General features: G+C 56.9%; 18 protein-coding genes, 5 tRNA genes and 1 other RNA gene. 5 read left to right on the forward strand and 19 right to left on the reverse strand.

Going from position 1 to position 18,378, the window contains the following annotated elements; genetic code table 11:
• The first annotated feature begins 155 nt into the window (after nt 1-155).
• Together HF675_RS17330 and gpmA are read left to right on the forward strand one after the other, a co-directional pair.
• Nucleotides 156-500, forward strand: a complete 345-nt coding sequence (locus tag HF675_RS17330) for a PsiF family protein (RefSeq protein ID WP_187043503.1) — start codon at nt 156-158, stop codon at nt 498-500.
• Between the two features lie 211 nt (nt 501-711).
• The gene (gpmA, locus tag HF675_RS17335) at nt 712-1,464 is read left to right on the forward strand and encodes a 2,3-diphosphoglycerate-dependent phosphoglycerate mutase (protein ID WP_015671378.1); all 753 of its coding nucleotides are present in this window, start codon (nt 712-714) and stop codon (nt 1,462-1,464) included.
• 68 nt (nt 1,465-1,532) lie between these two features.
• On the opposite strand, the gene aroG is transcribed toward gpmA, so the two are convergent.
• On the reverse strand, nt 1,533-2,588 hold the full coding sequence (gene aroG / locus HF675_RS17340; RefSeq protein WP_105230171.1) for a 3-deoxy-7-phosphoheptulonate synthase AroG: 1,056 nt from the start codon (nt 2,586-2,588) through the stop codon (nt 1,533-1,535).
• Between the two features lie 211 nt (nt 2,589-2,799).
• Here aroG and HF675_RS17345 point away from each other — a divergent pair, with 211 nt between their 5' ends.
• Genes HF675_RS17345 through zitB form a run of 3 tightly spaced genes read left to right on the forward strand, consistent with a single transcriptional unit; the run spans nt 2,800 to nt 7,551 of the window.
• The gene (locus HF675_RS17345) at nt 2,800-3,405 is read left to right on the forward strand and encodes a response regulator transcription factor (protein WP_111738099.1); all 606 of its coding nucleotides are present in this window, start codon (nt 2,800-2,802) and stop codon (nt 3,403-3,405) included.
• The gene (locus HF675_RS17350) at nt 3,402-6,569 is read left to right on the forward strand and encodes a transporter substrate-binding domain-containing protein (protein WP_187043504.1); all 3,168 of its coding nucleotides are present in this window, start codon (nt 3,402-3,404) and stop codon (nt 6,567-6,569) included. Before HF675_RS17345 ends, HF675_RS17350 begins: the two co-directional genes overlap by 4 nt.
• Nucleotides 6,570-6,594: 25 nt before the next feature.
• Nucleotides 6,595-7,551 carry a CDF family zinc transporter ZitB gene (gene zitB, locus HF675_RS17355; RefSeq protein WP_105230169.1) on the forward strand — a complete coding sequence of 319 codons (957 nt, stop codon included), beginning with the start codon at nt 6,595-6,597 and terminating at the stop codon, nt 7,549-7,551.
• A 40-nt stretch (nt 7,552-7,591) separates the two neighbouring features.
• Here the strand turns inward: zitB and pnuC are convergent, their stop codons facing one another.
• The 18 genes from pnuC to cydX all read right to left on the reverse strand — a co-directional run bounded on the left by pnuC (nt 7,592) and on the right by cydX (nt 18,371).
• Entirely contained in the window at nt 7,592-8,317 is a 726-nt protein-coding gene (gene pnuC, locus HF675_RS17360) for a nicotinamide riboside transporter PnuC (RefSeq protein ID WP_187043505.1), read from the reverse strand.
• Nucleotides 8,318-8,343: 26 nt separating this feature from the next.
• Entirely contained in the window at nt 8,344-9,405 is a 1,062-nt protein-coding gene (gene nadA, locus HF675_RS17365) for a quinolinate synthase NadA (RefSeq protein WP_160027901.1), read from the reverse strand.
• A gap of 233 nt (nt 9,406-9,638) precedes the next feature.
• Nucleotides 9,639-10,808 (reverse strand): cupin domain-containing protein, encoded by a 1,170-nt coding sequence (locus HF675_RS17370; protein WP_105233229.1) that lies wholly within the window; start codon nt 10,806-10,808, stop codon nt 9,639-9,641.
• A gap of 663 nt (nt 10,809-11,471) precedes the next feature.
• A tRNA-Lys gene (locus HF675_RS17375) sits at nt 11,472-11,547 on the reverse strand.
• A gap of 69 nt (nt 11,548-11,616) precedes the next feature.
• Nucleotides 11,617-11,692: transfer RNA gene (locus HF675_RS17380), tRNA-Lys, on the reverse strand.
• A gap of 70 nt (nt 11,693-11,762) precedes the next feature.
• A non-coding RNA gene (locus HF675_RS17385) (RtT sRNA) lies at nt 11,763-11,883 on the reverse strand.
• 18 nt (nt 11,884-11,901) lie between these two features.
• Nucleotides 11,902-11,977 (reverse strand) — tRNA-Lys (locus HF675_RS17390).
• A gap of 7 nt (nt 11,978-11,984) precedes the next feature.
• Nucleotides 11,985-12,060, reverse strand: a tRNA-Val gene (locus tag HF675_RS17395).
• Nucleotides 12,061-12,092: 32 nt separating this feature from the next.
• Nucleotides 12,093-12,168 (reverse strand) — tRNA-Lys (locus HF675_RS17400).
• A gap of 178 nt (nt 12,169-12,346) precedes the next feature.
• A complete protein-coding gene (gene cpoB, locus HF675_RS17405; RefSeq protein ID WP_105230166.1) occupies nt 12,347-13,117 on the reverse strand; it encodes a cell division protein CpoB in 771 nt (256 codons plus the stop codon).
• Nucleotides 13,118-13,126: 9 nt separating this feature from the next.
• Complete coding sequence (gene pal / locus HF675_RS17410; protein WP_105230165.1) at nt 13,127-13,642, reverse strand: peptidoglycan-associated lipoprotein Pal; 516 nt, start codon at nt 13,640-13,642, stop codon at nt 13,127-13,129.
• 44 nt (nt 13,643-13,686) lie between these two features.
• The gene (gene tolB / locus HF675_RS17415; RefSeq protein WP_015671368.1) at nt 13,687-14,979 is read right to left on the reverse strand and encodes a Tol-Pal system beta propeller repeat protein TolB; all 1,293 of its coding nucleotides are present in this window, start codon (nt 14,977-14,979) and stop codon (nt 13,687-13,689) included.
• Nucleotides 14,980-15,111: 132 nt separating this feature from the next.
• Nucleotides 15,112-16,230 (reverse strand): cell envelope integrity protein TolA, encoded by a 1,119-nt coding sequence (gene tolA / locus HF675_RS17420; protein ID WP_105230164.1) that lies wholly within the window; start codon nt 16,228-16,230, stop codon nt 15,112-15,114.
• Nucleotides 16,231-16,308: 78 nt separating this feature from the next.
• Complete coding sequence (gene tolR, locus HF675_RS17425) at nt 16,309-16,737, reverse strand: colicin uptake protein TolR (protein ID WP_015671366.1); 429 nt, start codon at nt 16,735-16,737, stop codon at nt 16,309-16,311.
• Nucleotides 16,738-16,749: 12 nt separating this feature from the next.
• Nucleotides 16,750-17,433, reverse strand: coding sequence for a Tol-Pal system protein TolQ (gene tolQ, locus HF675_RS17430; protein WP_015671365.1), 684 nt, complete (start codon nt 17,431-17,433; stop codon nt 16,750-16,752).
• Nucleotides 17,430-17,834, reverse strand: coding sequence for a tol-pal system-associated acyl-CoA thioesterase (ybgC, locus tag HF675_RS17435; RefSeq protein WP_041412013.1), 405 nt, complete (start codon nt 17,832-17,834; stop codon nt 17,430-17,432). Before ybgC ends, tolQ begins: the two co-directional genes overlap by 4 nt.
• 130 nt (nt 17,835-17,964) lie before the next feature.
• Nucleotides 17,965-18,258: a cyd operon protein YbgE gene (gene ybgE / locus HF675_RS17440; protein ID WP_105230163.1), complete on the reverse strand. Its 294-nt coding sequence runs from the start codon at nt 18,256-18,258 to the stop codon at nt 17,965-17,967.
• Complete coding sequence (cydX, locus tag HF675_RS17445) at nt 18,258-18,371, reverse strand: cytochrome bd-I oxidase subunit CydX (protein ID WP_105230162.1); 114 nt, start codon at nt 18,369-18,371, stop codon at nt 18,258-18,260. The genes ybgE and cydX overlap by 1 nt, the downstream gene beginning before the upstream one ends.
• Nucleotides 18,372-18,378: the final 7 nt, after the last annotated feature.

Consider the following 18,378-nt stretch of genomic DNA (forward strand, 5'->3'; position numbering starts at 1 on the left):
CGTGTTGTTATAAATGCTTACCCTTTTCCTGCCGCTCCGTTCCTTCCTTTATACCCGTACGCGCACTAAAATCAGCCTACCGTGATAAGCACAACATCCTGTGCTGCGTCACAATTTTCGGCCATTCCGGCCGGTTAATAGCTGAAGGAACACCTATGCGACTGATTACTGCACTTCCGTTACTGGCAGGTTTGCTGCTGAGCACCAACCTGATGGCTGCAGAAGCCCCGGCAAAAAAAGCTCCGTCTCCGGCGCAGGCCGCCCAACAAAAACGTATGACCGACTGTAATCAACAGGCTTCTTCCAAATCGCTGAAGGGCGCCGATCGTACCACCTTCATGAGCACCTGCCTGAAAGCCGAAGGCCATCAGGCCGCCGGTAAAGCGCTGACGCCGCAACAGCAGAAAATGAAAGGCTGTAATGCCGACGCCGCCAAGCAAAGCCTGAAGGGCGACGCGCGTAAAACCTTTATGAGCAGCTGTCTGAAAAAAGCCGCCTGATTGCCGGCTTTTCCCACGGCGCGCCGCATTTTCCCCCGCGCGCGCCGCACTCTCCCCACGCTTGAACGATTCAGCTTTTTCATCCTTTCAGATCTTACTTAACGGCAATAAATTGGCTATGGTTAAGCACTATCGATTGCCGAGCCACCGGCCGCGGCAATATAATGATTTTCGTTATCATTGAAATGTCAGATTATTAAGGAGTTAAGCTATGGCTGTAACTAAGCTGGTTCTGGTGCGTCACGGCGAAAGCCAGTGGAACAACGAAAACCGCTTCACCGGTTGGTACGATGTTGACCTGTCCGATAAAGGCCGCACCGAAGCGAAAGCAGCAGGCAAACTGTTGAAAGATGAAGGTTTCAATTTCGACTTCGCTTACACCTCCGTACTGAAGCGCGCGATCCACACCCTGTGGAACATCCTGGATGAGCTGGATCAGGCCTGGCTGCCGACCGAGAAATCCTGGAAACTGAACGAACGTCACTACGGTGCGCTGCAGGGCCTGAACAAAGCGGAAACCGCAGAGAAATACGGCGACGAGCAGGTAAAACAGTGGCGTCGCGGCTTCGCCGTTACCCCGCCGGAGCTGACCAAAGATGACGAGCGCTACCCTGGCCACGACCCGCGTTATGCATCCCTGAGCGAGCAAGAGCTGCCACTGACCGAAAGCCTGGCGCTGACCATCGACCGCGTTATCCCTTACTGGAACGAAGAGATCCTGCCGCGCGTCAAGAGCGGTGAGCGTGTGATCATCGCCGCCCACGGCAACTCCCTGCGCGCGCTGGTGAAATACCTGGATAACATGAGCGAAGATGAGATCCTCGAACTGAACATCCCAACCGGCGTGCCGTTGGTGTATGAGTTCGACGAGAACATGAAGCCAATCAAACACTACTACCTGGGCAACGCGGACGAAATCGCTGCTAAAGCCGCTGCGGTAGCCAACCAGGGCAAAGCGAAGTAATTGCCGCCCTGACGTAAAAAAGCCCCCGGTTTGCGCCGGGGGCTTTTTTTATCCGTCAGCCTGCGGGCTTAGCGGGCGCGGCGCGCCTTCACCGCCGCCGCCAGATCGCGCAGCACGGTTTCGGTATCTTCCCAGCCGATGCAGCCATCGGTGACGCTCTTGCCGTACACCAGCGGTTCACCGCTTTCCAGGCTCTGGTTACCTTCCACCAGATGACTCTCGATCATCACGCCGATAATCGCCTTTTCACCGCCGCTAATCTGTTGGCAGACGTCGGCGCTGACGTCCAGCTGCTTCTTGAACTGCTTGCTGCTGTTGGCATGGCTGAAGTCGATCATCACATTGGCCGGCAGACCGGCCTTGCTCAGCCCCTCTTTCACCGCTTTAACGTGTTCCGCGCTGTAGTTCGGCTCTTTGCCGCCGCGCAGAATAATATGGCAGTCGCCGTTGCCGCCGGTGTTGACGATCGCCGAATGACCCCACTTGGTGACCGACAGGAAGCAGTGCGCGGCGCCGGCGGCGTTAATGGCGTCGATCGCCACCTTAATGGTGCCGTCGGTGCCGTTTTTGAAGCCCACCGGGCAGGAGAGACCGGAAGCCAGTTCACGGTGCACCTGCGATTCGGTGGTGCGCGCGCCGATCGCGCCCCAGCTCATCAGATCCGCCAGATACTGCGGCGTAATCATGTCCAGATACTCGCCCGCCGCCGGCAGGCCGCTGTCGTTAATATCCAGCAGCAGCTTACGTGCCAGACGCAGGCCTTCGTTGATCTGGAAGCTGTTGTCCATCAGCGGATCGTTGATCAGCCCTTTCCAGCCCACGGTGGTGCGCGGTTTCTCAAAATAAACCCGCATCACCACTTCCAGTTCGCCGTTCAGCTCCTGGCGCAGCTGCAGCAGACGCTGCGCGTACTCTTTGGCGGCGCGCGTGTCGTGAATAGAGCAAGGGCCGATCACCACCAGCAGGCGGTCGTCGCTGCCTTTAAGAATGTTGTGAATCGCATTGCGCGCCAGCGACACCGTCTCTGCCGCCTGTTCCGTGGCCGGAAACTTCTCCAGCAACGCGACAGGGGGTAAAAGTTCCTTAATATCTTTGATGCGTAAATCGTCGTTTTGGTAATTCATAACTTTTCCATTCGGTATCAAGAAGGGGTATATCGCAATGCGCGGATCCAACCAATCTAGCCTGTGCGGCAGGCGCTGTAAATCACTTTGCCCTGCTGACTTTTAACCACCGATTTGGCAGCAGATTGTGCTGTCAGATAACGGCGGCGCAGGACCTCCTTTTTCGCTATGCTACTCTCAGGCCCCTGCTGGACAATAGACGAACATGACGATGCTTTCCCTGTTACTGGTTGACGATCACCCGTTGGTTCATGTCGCACTGGAAGCGGCGCTGATAAAATCCGGCCATTCCTACGTCCTGACGGCGCAGCCGGACGATAGCCAGGCGCTCGCCTGGCTCAGCCGGCAGCGCTGCGACGTGCTGATTCTGGATATCGGCCTGCCGCAGGTTGACGGCCTGCAGCTGTTGAAGAAGATCCGCCGCCACTACCCGCAACAGCGTATCATCATCTATACCGCGCAGGAGGAAGCGCTGTATGCGCGTCTGGCCTACCAGTCCGGCGCCAGCGGTTTTGTCCATAAGGGCGCATCGCTGGAACAGCTGGTGCGCTGTATTGAACAGGTGATGCAGGGGGAACGCGTTTTCCCGCCGTCGCTCGGCGACGAGCAGGAAGAGAACGGTCCCGGCCCGTCGTTAACCGCCAAAGAATTGCAGGTGCTCGCCCTGCTGAGCAAGGGACTATCAAACCTGCAGATTGCCGAGATGCTGAATATCAGCAATAAAACCGTCAGCACCCACAAGAAAAATATTCTGCGCAAAACCGGTGCGGCAAATCTGCTGGAGCTGGCGGCAGTGTTTAAAGAGCTGGCTCCGTGAAACGCCTGATTCTGCTGTTCAGCCTGTTGGCGCTGTGCGCCTCGGCGCTGGCCGCGCAGCCGCCCCGCTATCATCTGGTCAGCAATCTGTCGCTGCCGAATGACATGCTGCTGGCGCGGGAGAAAAACCTCTGGCGCGGTAAGATGCTGCGCGTAGGCATTATCAGCGAAAACACCAGCCCTTATAACATCATCGTGGATGATGATCTGTATGGGCTGAACGCCGACTACCTCGACTACATTCAGCAGGTGACCGGCATCCGCTTCGAGGTTCTCGGCTTCGCCAACCTCGCCCGGCTACAGCAGGCGCTGCAGCGCGGGGAGATCGACCTGCTGTACGGCATACCCCGGCAGGCCGTATCCGGCCCGCTGCAGCTGTCGCACCCCTATTACGCCAGCAACCTGCGGGTACTGCGCGATCGCAACAATAACCGGCCGGTGATGCTCAACTCGGCAACCGCGCGCGTCGCCATCGGTGCCCTGACCGATATGCAGGCCGGCACGGCGCTGCAGGGCGTCACCTCTCAGGTACAGCGCTATGACAATAATTTTCAGGCGGTCTACGCCCTGCTTAACGGCAGCGATGATTACTTTATTGCCGATGACGCCAGCGCCAGTTTTATTATCGATCAGCTGCAATTAGGGCAGCTTTACCAGGTGGAAAGCGCCATCAACCTGGGCAGCCTGTCATTTGTCTTCGCCGCGAACGACGCCAGGCTCATTGATTCATTGAATAACGCCATCGCCGATACGCCGATGGAGTTGATGAACAGCCTGCAGAGCCGCTGGAGTAAAAAAATCCCCAGCTATCTGGATACCGGCAACGCCGATCTGACGCCGATGGAGAAAAACTGGGTCGCCGCGCACCGCAGCGTGCCCTATGCCGCCGTTGAGAATAATTTCCCCTTTGTCTATCGCGACGCCGATAACCAGCCGCGCGGCTATCTGGTCGATATTCTTAATACCATCGGTCAAAACAGCGGCCTGCAGTTTACCCCGGTCTGGGCACGCAACGCCGAGCAGGCCGACGCGTTGGTCAGCAGCGGCCAGGCGCTGATGCGCGCCGCGCTGCCGCTCACCGCCGACGCCAAAGCCCATTACAGCGCCAGTATGCCGGTCCATCGCGCGTTATGGGGCGTCTACGTCGGTCGCTACGCCGAAAATATCGCCGGCTGGGCCGCGCTGCAGGGCAAACGCATCGGCTTTGTGCAGGGCGACCTCGGGCGCAGTCTGATCCCTGCCGGCAATCAGGCAATCGCGTTCAGCGACGCCAAAAGCCTGTATGACGCGCTGGCGAACGGCCGGGTGGACGCGCTGGTGGACAATGTCATTTCCGCCAACTTCCTGGCTCTGTCGCGCTATTCCGGCGCCATCCGGCTGGCCTTTCCCGCCAATAATATCGCCTATCCTATCGCCTTCGGCGTACGTCCCGATCGGCCCCTGCTGCTCGGCATTCTGGATAAGAACCTGATGCAGATCCCGGCAGAGACGCTGCGGTCGCTGCGTGAGACTTGGATTGTCGACCGCAGCAGCCTGATCGACGCGGTGAACGATAACCGCATGCCGCCGCAGACCACCTGGCTGCTGACGCTGCTGGCGATCATTATTCTGCTGCTGTTGCTGTGGATCGTGCGCCGCTACCGGCAGCAGCGCCGTGAGCAGCGCGAGCACCGCCGGCTAGAACAGGCGCGCCGTCAGGCCGAAGCGGAAAACCGCAGGAAGAGTAAATTTCTGGCGACGGTCAGCCATGAACTGCGCACGCCGATGCACGCCATCCTCGGCCTGCTGGAACTGGAGCTGAAAAAAACGCCGGCACCGGCAGGGCTGCCGGTGATTTACAGCTCCGCCGCCTCGCTGCTGAATCTGCTGAACGATCTGCAGGACTACGCCAAGCTGGAAAGCGGCTCGCTCACCCTGGCGCCCAAGCCGCTGGCGCTGCGCCCGTGGGGAGAACATCTGCAGGCGCTGTACCGGCCGCTGCTCGGCAACAAGGCGCTGACCTTCCGCGTCCGTCTTGATGAGAGCTTGCCCGACGCCGTCACTATCGATGGTGAGCGTTTACTTCAGATCGCCAACAACCTGATAAATAACGCCATTAAGTTCACCACGCGCGGCTACGTTGAGGTTGGTCTGGCCTGGCAAGACGGCACGCTGCACCTGAGCGTCGCCGACAGCGGCTGCGGCATCGCCGCCGATGAGCTGGACAAGCTGTTCCAACCCTTTTACCGGGCACGCGGCGCACAGCGTATTTCTGTGCAGGGCACCGGGCTGGGACTGTCGATCTGTAAAGAGATTGTCGAGCAGATGGGCGGCGCGATTGTCCTGCGCTCGCAGCCAGGCGTGGGTACACAGGTTGATGTGACGCTGCCGGCCGCCACGGCGCAGGCCATCACACCGCCGCCGCAGGACGCCGCGCCGGCGCGACGTTTTTCACCGGCGCTGCGGGTCGCGCTGATTGACGACCATCCGACCAATCTGTTGCTGATGGAACGTCAGCTGCGCCATTTCGCTCTGCAGCCGGCGCTGTTTGAACACGGTTACCCGCTGTTGCAGGCCCACCGCCAACGGCCCTTCGAACTGTTGTTTATCGACTACAATATGCCACGCCCGGACGGCCTGACGCTGGCGCGCCTGATCCGCCGCGATGAACGGCGTCGTGGGTTGCCTGCCTGCCACATCGTGCTGTGTTCCGCCGACGTGCAGGAGTTTACCCGCATTCCCGCCGGGCAGGTGCATATTGACCATTTTCTCACCAAGCCGATTTCCCTGGCGGCGATTGAACAGGTTTTAGCCGAAAACAGCCGGTTTACCCAGCCCCAGTTAGCCCTTACTGACCTAAAAAACCAGCTAACGGTGCTCGGCGGCGATAATGTAGCCATGCAACAGCGGCTGGCATCCACGCTGCGCACTACCCTGCTGGCCGATCGCCAACGACTGCAGGCGGCGGCGCAACGGCAGGATTGGCTGGCGCTGGGCCAGGCGGCGCACCGTATTAAGGGCAGCCTGCTGATGCTGCAGCTCGGCATACCGGCGCAGCGCTGCCAGCAGGCGATCGACGCCGCCAGGCGCGGAGAATTCGCCGCAGAGGCCTATACTGAGATCGACGCCGCCGTGGCGCAGCTGTTAACGCAGCTGGACGCCGCCGCGCCGACGATGAATGATTGAGTATCACGTTAAATAAGGACATAAGATGTCAGAAACCCCACACGTTCATCTGCCGAAAAACAGCAATAGTAAACGCCTGCTAACCGCTTTTTTAGTCACCGCCGGGTTTATGGTGGCCGAGGCCATCGGCGGCCTGCTTTCCGGCTCGCTGGCGCTGCTGGCCGATGCGGGACACATGCTGACCGACGCCGCCGCACTGCTGGTGGCGCTGATGGCGGTGCACTTTTCACAGCGTAAACCCAACGCCCGCCACACCTTCGGCTACCTGCGGCTGACCACGCTGGCGGCGTTTCTTAACGCGGCGGCGCTGCTGGCGATCGTTATCTTTATTCTGTGGGAGGCCATCCGGCGTTTCTTCGAACCGCAGCCGGTTATGGGCACGCCGATGCTGATTATCGCCGTCGCCGGCCTGCTGGCGAATCTGTTCGCTTTCTGGCTGCTGCACCGTGGCAATGAAGAGAAAAATATTAACGTGCGCGCTGCGGCGCTGCATGTACTGGGGGATCTGCTCGGCTCGGTCGGCGCCATCGCCGCGGCCATTGTGATCCTCACCACCGGCTGGACGCCGATTGACCCCATTTTATCGGTGCTGGTGTCCTGTCTGGTGGTGCGCAGCGCCTGGCGCCTGCTGAAGGAGAGCTTCCACGAGCTGCTTGAAGGTACGCCGCAGGAGGTCGATATCGTCAAACTGCAGAAGGATTTGTGCCTGAATATCGCCGAGGTGCGTAATATTCATCATGTTCACGTCTGGCAAATCGGCGAACAAAAACTAATGACGCTGCATGCTCAGGTGATTCCGCCGCACGACCACGATGGCCTGCTGCGCCGCATTGAAGCTTATCTGCTTAAGCATTATCAGATTGGTCATGTGACCATCCAAATGGAATACCAACACTGCGATACGCCGGACTGCGGCATCAACCGGGCGCCGGAAGCGAGTGAGCACACACATTCACACTCGCACCTGGGCCATCACCACTGACGAGGGCGCTCCCGCACCGGCCGGCGCGGGAGCGATAAGATCAAGAGTGGGAGGAGAGCGGCCGTGACCCTCGGTCGGCCGCGCTACGGATCCACAGCCAGGAACCGTTCAGTGCGATCAGAGTCAGGATGACATACTCCAGCGCCATGGCGTACACGCCCTGGTAGGCAAAAATCGCCACGCTGATCACGTCAATCACCACCCAGAGCAGCCAGTTTTCCACGTATTTGCGCGTCATCAGAATCATCGCCACGATCGACAACACCATCATCGTCGAATCCCAGAACGGGAAAGCGTCCGGCTGCAGCGTCGGCGGCTCAACCGGCAACCCCAGCGCCTGCATCACCGTCACCGCCGCCTGCGTCAGCCAGGCGAAAACGCGGTCAATGTAAAAGGTCATCAGCAGGATGCCCGCCACACACGCCGCTCCCCAGCCCAGCGCCTTCGGCAGCGGCATCCAGCGAATTTGCAGCTCGGCCTGATGCTCCGCCGTCTGCCGGCTCCAGGCATACCAGCCATAGATATTGGCGCCAAAGAAAAACAGCTGCAGCAGCAGGCTGGCGTACAGCTGAATCTGGAAGAAGATCACCGCAAACAGCGTCACGTTGATCAGACCAAACAGATAGTTGATGATTTTTTCCTGGCTGGCGTACCAGATGCACAACAGACCGAACAGCGTGCCTATCGCCTCAATCCAGGACAGGTCATAGCCACCCGCTCCCAGCGGGATATGCACCATGATGTTGCTGGTACTAAAAAAATTCATCGGGCCTTCCTTTTCATCGGGTTAACTTAGGCGTTTCCTTTTACCTGCATCTTCAGCGTTGCGGCAAAATCCAGCATGCGGTTCAGCGGCAGCAGCGCTTTTTGCCGCAGCGCGCCATCGACAAAAATTTCATGCTGCGCACCGCCCTGCTCCAACCCGTCGGCAATCGCCTTCAGGCCATTCATCGCCATCCACGGACAGTGCGCGCAGCTGCGGCAGGTCGCCCCTTCACCGGCGGTCGGCGCCTCAAACAGCTCTTTGTCCGGGCATGCCTGCTGCATCTTATAAAAGATGCCGCGGTCGGTGGCGACGATCAGCTGCCGCTGCGGTAAATTCTGCGCCGCCTGAATCAGCTGGCTGGTAGAGCCGACCGCGTCGGCCAAATCAACCACCGCCTGCGGCGATTCCGGATGCACCAGAATCGCCGCCTCGGGATAGAGCGCCTTCATGCGCATCAGCGCCTGGGTTTTAAACTCATCATGGACGATGCAGGCGCCCTGCCAGCACAGGACGTCGGCCCCGGTCTGTTTTTGAACATAGTTGCCCAAATGGCGATCCGGCGCCCAGATAATTTTCTCCCCGAGGCTGTCGAGATGTTCAATCAGCTCAACGGCAATGCTGGAGGTGACAACCCAGTCGGCACGCGCTTTTACCGCCGCTGATGTATTAGCGTAGACCACCACGGTGCGATCCGGATGACTATCGCAAAAGGCGTTGAACTCCGCCTCCGGGCAGCCGAGGTCGAGTGAACATTCAGCATGCAGCGTCGGCATCAGCACCCGCTTTTCCGGGCTGAGAATTTTCGCCGTTTCCCCCATAAAGCGCACCCCCGCCACCAGTAAAGTTGAGGCCGGGTGGTTGCTGCCGAAACGCGCCATCTCCAGCGAATCGGCAACGCAGCCGCCGGTTTCTTCCGCCAGCGCCTGAATTTCCGGGTCGGTGTAATAGTGGGCCACCATCACCGCATCGCGCTGCTTCAACAGCGTTTTGATTTTCTCACGGTAGAAGGCCTTTTCCGCCTGGTCGAGCGGTATCGGTTTGGCTGGGAACGGGTAGATTGCCGCATTGGCGTCAAACATTTCACTCATCACTGTCATCTCTGTGCTAGTCTGGAGAACCTGTCGCAACCGCCGCCTGCGGTTGCCCTGCCCCAATGTTTTATATACTAAACAAAATACCCAAACAAAAGACAAAAGTCGCTCTAATTTTCGTCTATAGACGATTTTTGTTTAACCGTTGAAACTTTGAGGGTCAATGAATATGAGTGGGGGAACGGAAAACGCCAGCCTGTCACCGGCGCTTGCCGCTTTTCTTGCTGCCGTTACTTTCTGCGGCGCGACATCACCAACTTGTCCTTCGGCCGCGCCTGCCAGTCCTCAACCTGATTATTGAAGTTGTCCGCCAGCAGGTAAGCCGGAGTTTTCGCCAGCCAGTCGGACAGAGAGATGTCCTGATAGATGCCGTTATCCAGCACTATCAGCACCTTCAGATCGTCGTCGCCGAGATTTTCAATGTAATGACCGAACCCTTGCGGCACATAGCCGACGTCGGAAGGCGCGTACTCCTCGGTTTGGACATGACCGTGCGAACTGAATACCGTCATACGCCCCTTGCCGGAAATATAATACTGCCATTCATTGGCGTTCGGGTGCCAATGCAGTTCGCGTACTGCACCGGGTTTGACGATCTCGATAATGCCGGTCATGGTGGTGGAAATAGGAAATTCTTTTGACGACACCAAATGCACGCTGCCGGCGTCATTTTCAAAGAACGGTTTCTGTTTCATTAATTGATAACGGTGCGTTAACGGCGAATTATTCAGGCCTCCGTCATTTTTAGCTAACGGCAACGCCGGCGGTACCGCTCCGCCGACAATATAAGCCTCGCCCTGTTTGGCCTTGGAGAATATTGATGCCGGCATATTAACGCTTTTTTCTAATATTTCTTTCGGCATATGCGCCACCCAGTCGGTAATACTGAATGTGCCGAATTCGGAGAAGTGACCATTATCGAAAGCCAGAATAAAATGTGCGCCCTCAGCCAGCGCCTGAATGGAATGGCCATAGCCCTTCGGAAAATACCACACATCACCGGGGCCAAAATCCGCCACCTCACATTTTCCTTCTGGATCGATAATGGTAATGCGCGCCCGCCCCTCCAGCATAAAGGCCCATTCAGCGGCGATAGCGTGCCAGTGCAGCTCGCGTACGCCGCCAGGCTCCAGCGTCATATCAACCCCGGCCACGCCTTCAGAGATCGGGAACTGTTCAACGGTGGCTTCCCGCGCCCAGCCGCTGGGCAGGCTGCGCTTTTTACTGTCGGTGAATTTGTATTTATACACGCCCCGCGCATCGGCGGGCGGCTGGTAGCTGCTGGGCGGCACAATATTGCGGTGATCATCGGCAACGGCGGACTTCACCATGCCGCCGATCATACCGGCGGCGGCCGCGCTAACGGCGGAGGCTTTCAAGATATCACGACGCGATAACATATCATCTTTCTCCAAAGCAATGGCGAACGCCTGCAGAATACCAGGCGCTGCAGCAATAAGATCGGAAGTAAAATAAGGCGTGTCACGCAATAGAATTTTCGGCGACCATTAAAGCGTAGTAATGAATGAAGCACTTCCCGCCTTTTGCTTTGTTTCTTTTTGTTAATAAGTGAGTGCGATTTTTATTATTTTATGCGTTTTTAAATAATCACCAAATGGAAATTACTTATCTGAAGCGGAAATATAAATAAACCATCAACGAGATTAAATTATATTTGTTAGCTAGGTTGTTTTTATTGCCATATGGGAAATTACGTGAATGAAGCGACAGGTAATAAGAAAGAGATGCACGACATAAATTTTAGAAATAGTGGGGTGTGTTGAATTGATGGCCTGCGGGCAACACTGCGCGTTGTCGTCTCGCTCGCTTATTACTCGTCTCATCCATGAGACTCACCCTACGGGCCAGCGCAAGCGCTGTTCAAAATCACTCCCGGCGATTTTGTCGAACCTGAACGCAGGTGACTCGTCTCTTCGAGACTCGCCCTTCGGGCCAGCGCAAGCGCTGTTCAAAAGCGTAAACGCTTTTGTCTCACCTACACGACTCGTGCACTATGCGATGACATTGCTGAGATATTTAAGATTGGGAATACTTTCTAGAAATGGTGGGTCGTGCAGGATTCGAACCTGCGACCAATTGATTAAAAGTCAACTGCTCTACCAACTGAGCTAACGACCCACTGACGTGGTGTACTGCTGAACGGCCTGAGATGTGATGCCGGTTTACTGCTTGCCCATTCTTTAAGAATGGTGGGTCGTGCAGGATTCGAACCTGCGACCAATTGATTAAAAGTCAACTGCTCTACCAACTGAGCTAACGACCCACTGACGTGGTGTACTGCTGAACGCTATAAAGCGTGATTCCCATTTTACTGCTCACCCATTCGTTAAGAATGGTGGGTCGTGCAGGATTACTCGGCTTGCGCCTCGCCCTTCGGGCCATCACTACGTGATGTTGTCTCGCTGCCGCGAGACTCGAACCTTACGGTTCTCATCCTGTCCGATTCCACTTTACTACCAATTCTTTAGAAATTGGTGGGTCGTGCAGGATTCGAACCTGCGACCAATTGATTAAAAGTCAACTGCTCTACCAACTGAGCTAACGACCCACTGCAGTGGTGGGTGATGACGGGCTCGAACCGCCGACCCCCTCCGTGTAAAGGAGATGCTCTACCAACTGAGCTAATCACCCACTAAAGTGGTTACTGCACTACTTCTGGAAATTGGTGGGTCGTGCAGGATTCGAACCTGCGACCAATTGATTAAAAGTCAACTGCTCTACCAACTGAGCTAACGACCCAATTTCCCTGCTGCTTTAACATCTTGCGAGATGTCTGGGCAACGGCGGCATATATTACTGTTTTATCTCAGCAGCGCAACCTAAATTTTTACGCATCAGGTTCAACTGCTGGTTCTTCATGCGATCAAGCCCAAAAATCGGTCGTATCGACCAACTTCTGGGCTTATTTTCTGCCAAATTAGCCAGCAATACGCTTTTGCGCCTGTTTGGCTGCGCTGCTGTTCGGGTACTGTTTAACCACCTGCTGGAACACGGCTTTGGCTTTATCAGCCTGCCCTTTTTCCTGCATGATGATACCGACCTTGTACATCGCGTCAGAGGCCTTTGGCGATTTCGGGTAATTTTTCACCACCACCGCAAAATAGTAGGCCGCATCGTCTTTCTTACCCTTGTTGTAAAACAACTGCCCCAGCCAGTAGTTGGCGTTCGGCTGGTAAGTCGACTTGGGATACTGCTTTACGAAGCTCTGAAAGGCTGGGATCGCCTGATCGTACTGCTTTTTCTCCAGCGCCAGCGAAACAGCGGCGTTGTAATCGCTGTTTTCATCGCCCTTACTGGCAGGCGCTGCAGAAGAAGCCGCAGCGCTACCCGCGCCTGCCGCAGCAGACGCTGCCGGCGCAGAGGCGCTCTGACCACCGCCCTGCTCCAGGCTGTCGATCTGATCATAGATTTGCTTTTGGCGCTCTACGACCTGATTGAGCTGATATTGACTCTCCTGGATTTGACCACGGAGCGAATCGATATCACGCTGGTTGTCGGAGGCTTGCTGCTGGAGTTGGTTCAAGAGCTGGCTCTGAGCATTGGCAATACGCTCAAGCGTGGTGACACGGTCTTCGACCGAGCCGGAGCCGACATTACTGATTGGCGCTTGGGCAGTAGCGGCCCAAGGGGCCGCTACGCCAACCAGCAACGACAGACCCAACAGATGACGTCTGAAGTTACTGTTCATGCGATTCTCTTAGTAAACCAGAACGGCACGACGGTTTTTAGCGTAAGCCGCTTGGTCGTGACCCAGTACGGCTGGTTTCTCTTTACCGTAAGAAACGATAGAGATCTGGTCAGCGGAAACGCCTTTACCTTGCAGGTACATTTTCACGGCGTTAGCACGACGCTCGCCCAGGGCGATGTTGTATTCCGGCGTACCGCGCTCATCCGCGTGACCTTCTACGGTCACTTTGTAAGATGGGTTGTTACGCAGGAAAGTCGCGTGCGCATCCAGCATCTGAGCGAACTCAGAAGAGATGTCATACTTGTCCAGACCGAAGTAAACGATGTTGTTTTTCTGCAGTTCTTGCATCTGCAGACGCGCTTGCTCTTCGGAAGACAGGTTGCTGCTGCCGCTTTCCATACCGGTAGTGCCGTTCGCGCCCATACCAGACTGATCGTTATCGGCGCTTTTGTTAGAACTACAAGCTGCTACAGCCAGAACTGGCAGTGCCAGCAGAAGCCCTTTCAGCACTTTGTTCAGTTGCATTTCTTTGATCCTTTTATAGTTTGCCATACATATTTACACATGCATCACAGATACGGCGACCAGGCAGGCGATTTTACCTGTCCATCAGTGGCCGGAAGACGCGCTTTGAAACGCCCATCGGTCGATACCAGCTGCAATACAGAGCCCATACCTTGCGTGGAGCTATAGATCACCATAGTGCCGTTTGGCGCGATACTTGGCGTTTCATCCAGGAACGTGTCCGTCAATACTTGAACGGCTCCCGATCCAAGATCTTGTTTGGCGATGTGCTGCACACCGTTATTGGTGGTCACCATCACCAGGAATTTACCGTCTGCACTGACTTCAGAATCCTGATTCTGAGCGCCTTCCCACGTCAGACGCTGCGCGGCACCGCCGCTGGCGCTCATTTTATAGATCTGCGGACGACCGCCCTGATCGGAGGTAAACGCCAGCGACTGACCGTCCGGGAACCAGGCCGGTTCAGTATTGTTGCTGCGGCCGTTGGTCAGTTGGGTCATCTGCCCGGAATTCAGATCCATCACGTACAGGTTCAGGCTGCCGCTTTTCGACAGGGCAAACGCCAGCTTGCTGCCATCCGGCGAGAAGGCCGGCGCGCCGTTGTGGCGTGGGTAAGAAGCAATCTGACGCACTGCGCCGTTAGACAGCGTCTGCACCACCAGTGCGGAACGACCGCTTTCAAAGGTGACATACGCCAGCTTGCTGCCGTCCGGCGACCAGCTTGGCGACATCAGCGGCTCCGGCGAACGGTGCACCACGAACTGGTTGTAGCCGTCATAGTCGGACACGCGCAGCTCATACGGGAATTTCCCACCGTTGGTCTGCACCACGTAGGCGATGCGCGTACGGAAGGCGCCCTTGATGCCGGTCAGCTTCTCAAACACTTCGTCGCTGGCGGTATGCGCGGAATAACGCAGCCACTGTTTGGTCACTTTATACTGGTTCTGCGCCAATACGGTGCCTGGCGCGCCGGAGGTATCCACCAGCTGATAAGAAATCAGATAGCTGCCGTCCGCCCCTGGCTGAACCTGGCCCACCACCACGGCGTCAATGCCCAGCGCAGTCCAGGCCGCCGGCGTCACTTCAGACGCGGTGGTCGGCTGCTGCGGCATACGCGCAGTGTCGATCGGATTGAATTTGCCGCTGTTGCGTAAATCCGCCGCAACAACCTTGCCAATATCTTCCGGCGGCGTGCCCGGACCTGCCCACTTAAACGGCACCACGCCAATAGGCCGCGCGGAGTCGACCCCTTGGGTGATTTCAATGCGAACTTCCGCGTGCAACACGGAGGCCCACAGAATCAAAAAACCTAGCGCTACTCGAAATGCCTGCTTCATCTCATCTCCCTTATCCAGGCGGAATGCCTGCGATAAATTAGCAGAATTTTAACAAACCAACGCAAACAAAACTACATGATCCCTGTTGGTTACCTTAGTACATCCTTGCAAGATTACGCACGTACTCCACCGTTATTGCGGCTTGAATTCAAGGGTCGAATTCTTAAAGTGCTGGTAAACGGCGTCGCTCGGCGGTTTAGGAATACGCGCCTGGCGCGCTGCCGCAACCGCCGCCTGGCACAGCGCCGGATCGCCGCCGGCCGACTCCACACTTCTCAGCAGACCATCGGGCGCCAGCTTGATACGCAGATCGCAGGTCTTGCCAACGTAGGAGCTGGCGTCATAGAACTTGCTCTGGATCGCCGCCTGAATCTGCCCCATATAACCGCTGATATCCGCGCCGCTGGCACCGGCGGTTTTGGCGTTGCCTTTACCGGCAGCCTTGCCTTCACCCTGCTGTTTGCCGCTGCTCTTCGGCGCATTCTTGCCGTCCGCCAGGCCACCGAACAGGTCTTCAACCTCAGACGACTGCTTGGCGGCTTCCGCTGCGGCTTTCTTCTTGGCTTCCGCCGCTTTCTTGGCGGCGGCAGCTTTCTCGGCCGCAGCTTTTTTCTGTGCTTCGGCGGCAGCTTTCTTCTCGGCTTCCGCTGCGGCTTTCGCTTCTGCCGCTCGCTTGGCCTCTTCCGCCTTTTTCTTCGCCGCAGCATCGGCAGCGGCCTGCTTCTTGGCTTCCGCTTCGGCTTTCTGCTTCGCGTCCGCCTGCGCCTTGGCTATCTTGTCCGCTTCGGCCTTCGCCTTGGCGGCGGCCTGCTCCGCCACTTTCTGCTGCTCTCTGGCCTTCGCCGCCGCGCTTTCCGCCGCCTTTTTCTGCTCGGCCTGTGCGGCTTTTTCTGCCGCCGCTTTTTCCTGCGCCGTCAGACGCTCCTGTTCCAGCGCCTTCAGGCGCTGCTGCTCTTCAGCCTGCTTCTGCTGCAGCTCTTCGGCCTGTTGCTCCGCCTTTTTCTGCCGCTGCTTCTCCGCACGCTGGGCGTCGTTGCTCTGCTGTTGCTGCCGGTTGTACTGTTCCACCACCGCACCCGGATCAACCATCACGGCGCCGACCACGGCGCCATCGCCGCCGCCGCCGGCGCTCATTTCGGCGTTTTCGTGCAGCGATCCCCAAATCAACAGGGCAATCAATACAATGTGCAGAACGACCGAAACAATAACGGCGCGGTTCAGCTTATCGTTTTGCTCAGTTGCCTTTACCAAAATAGATTCCCAAAAACGGGCGTATGGATAAGACACCTGCCCCGCAGGACAGGAGCCGGATTATCCATCGCCCTATGCTCAAATTGGCTGGGTCATCAACCCAACGGAAGCGACGCCCGCCTGATGCAGAATATTCAGCGCTTTGATAATCTCATCGTACGGCACGTCCTTCGCCCCACCGATCAAAAAGACGGTTTTCGGGTTGGCGGCCAGCCGCGATTTAGCCTCTGCCGCCACCTGTTCCGGCGGCAACAGTTCCATGCGGTCATGATCGGCCACGATGGTGTATTGCCCGACGCCCGAGACTTCCAGGATCACCGGCGGGTTATCATCGCTGGACACCGTTTTGGAATCGGTAGCGTCCGGCAGATCGACCTCCACGCTCTGCGTGATGATCGGCGCCGTCGCCATAAAGATCAGCAACAGCACCAGCAACACGTCCAGCAGCGGAACGATATTGATTTCCGACTTCAGCTCCCGACGGTTACGGCCACGTACTCTCGCCATACAACCCCCTACTTATTTGCTGTCGCTGGAGAAGGCCTGACGATGCAGAATGGCGGTGAACTCTTCCATAAAGTTGTCGTAATTCTGCTCAAGCTTGTTCACGCGCTGGTTAAGGCGGTTGTACGCCATCACGGCCGGGATGGCGGCAAACAGACCGATGGCGGTGGCGATCAGCGCTTCGGCGATCCCCGGCGCAACCATCTGCAAGGTTGCCTGCTTCACCGCGCCCAGCGCGATAAAGGCGTGCATAATCCCCCACACGGTGCCGAACAGGCCGATATACGGGCTGATGGAGCCGACGGTGCCGAGGAACGGGATATGGGTTTCCAGCGTTTCCAGTTCGCGGTTCATTGAAATGCGCATCGCACGCGACGCGCCGTCAATCACGGCTTCCGGCGCATGGTTGTTGGCACGGTGCAGACGGGCGAACTCTTTAAAACCGGAGTAGAAAATTTGCTCCGAACCGGCCAGGCTGTCACGGCGCGCCTGGCTTTCCTGGTACAGGCGGGACAGCTCAATGCCCGACCAGAATTTGTCTTCGAAGGCTTCGGCGTCGCGCGTCGCCGCATTCAGGATGCGGGTGCGCTGGATGATGATTGCCCAAGAGGCCACTGAAAAGCATATCAGAATCAACATGATAAGCTTAACCAGCAGGCTCGCCTTCAAGAATAGATCAAGGATGTTCATGTCAGTCACTGCTTAAACTCCGCGACAATAGACTTAGGAAGCGCTCGTGGCTTCATTTGGTGTGGATCAATGCATGCAATCAACACATCGGCCTGACTCAGCAGCGCGCCGTCTGAATTGACTATGCGTTGGGCAAAGGTAAGAGAGGCCCCGCGCAGCTGGGTGATTTCACTCTGCACTTCCAGCTGCTCATCGAGCCGCGCCGGCAACAGGTAATCCACCGTCATACGCCGGACCACAAAAGCGACATGTTCGCTGAGCAGCTGCTGTTGATGAAAGTCATGTTGACGCAGCATTTCGGTGCGCGCTCTTTCAAAAAAAGCGACATAGCGGGCATGATAAACCACGCCACTGGCATCGGTATCTTCGTAGTAAACGCGTACCGGCCATCGAAATAACGTATTACTCACTCTACTTCCCAGCAAGGCAATTTAACGCTGTTACTATACGCAAGTGAGATCGGGTTGGGAATGGGTTGCAAGGAGGGAACGAAAATAATTATGGGCCGCAGGGGCCCATAATCAAAGGAATGACAGCAGTTTATAAAGAAACGTAAAGTAATCCTGCCGCCAGGATGACAAGCGCCGGCAGCGGTGCGAAAAACGCCCGCCAGCGCATGCGCTGAGGCCGGAAACCGACGCCGTGAACCATGCCGGCGCAAACCGCCCAAATCAGCAGCAGCCCCTGCCAGATCTCCAGTGAACTGGTGCGCGCGGCGAAGCGCGTCGGATCCCAGAACACGCAGCCGGCCAGCGCCAGTGCAAAGACCAGGGAAAGGACCCGAACCGGGCCCTTGTCAGCGATGGCGTACAGTTTATCGGTTAACGAACTCATTACTCACCGTCTTGCTGTGCTTTCGTTTTTTCGCTCTGTTCAAGCGCCAGCGCCGTAATAATGCCAAAAGCGCAGGCAAGAAGCGTGCCGAGAATCCAGGCAAAATACCACATGATTTAG

The sequence above is a fragment of the Serratia sp. JUb9 genome, assembly GCF_014298095.1.
Taxonomy (GTDB): domain Bacteria; phylum Pseudomonadota; class Gammaproteobacteria; order Enterobacterales; family Enterobacteriaceae; genus Serratia_B; species Serratia_B rhizosphaerae.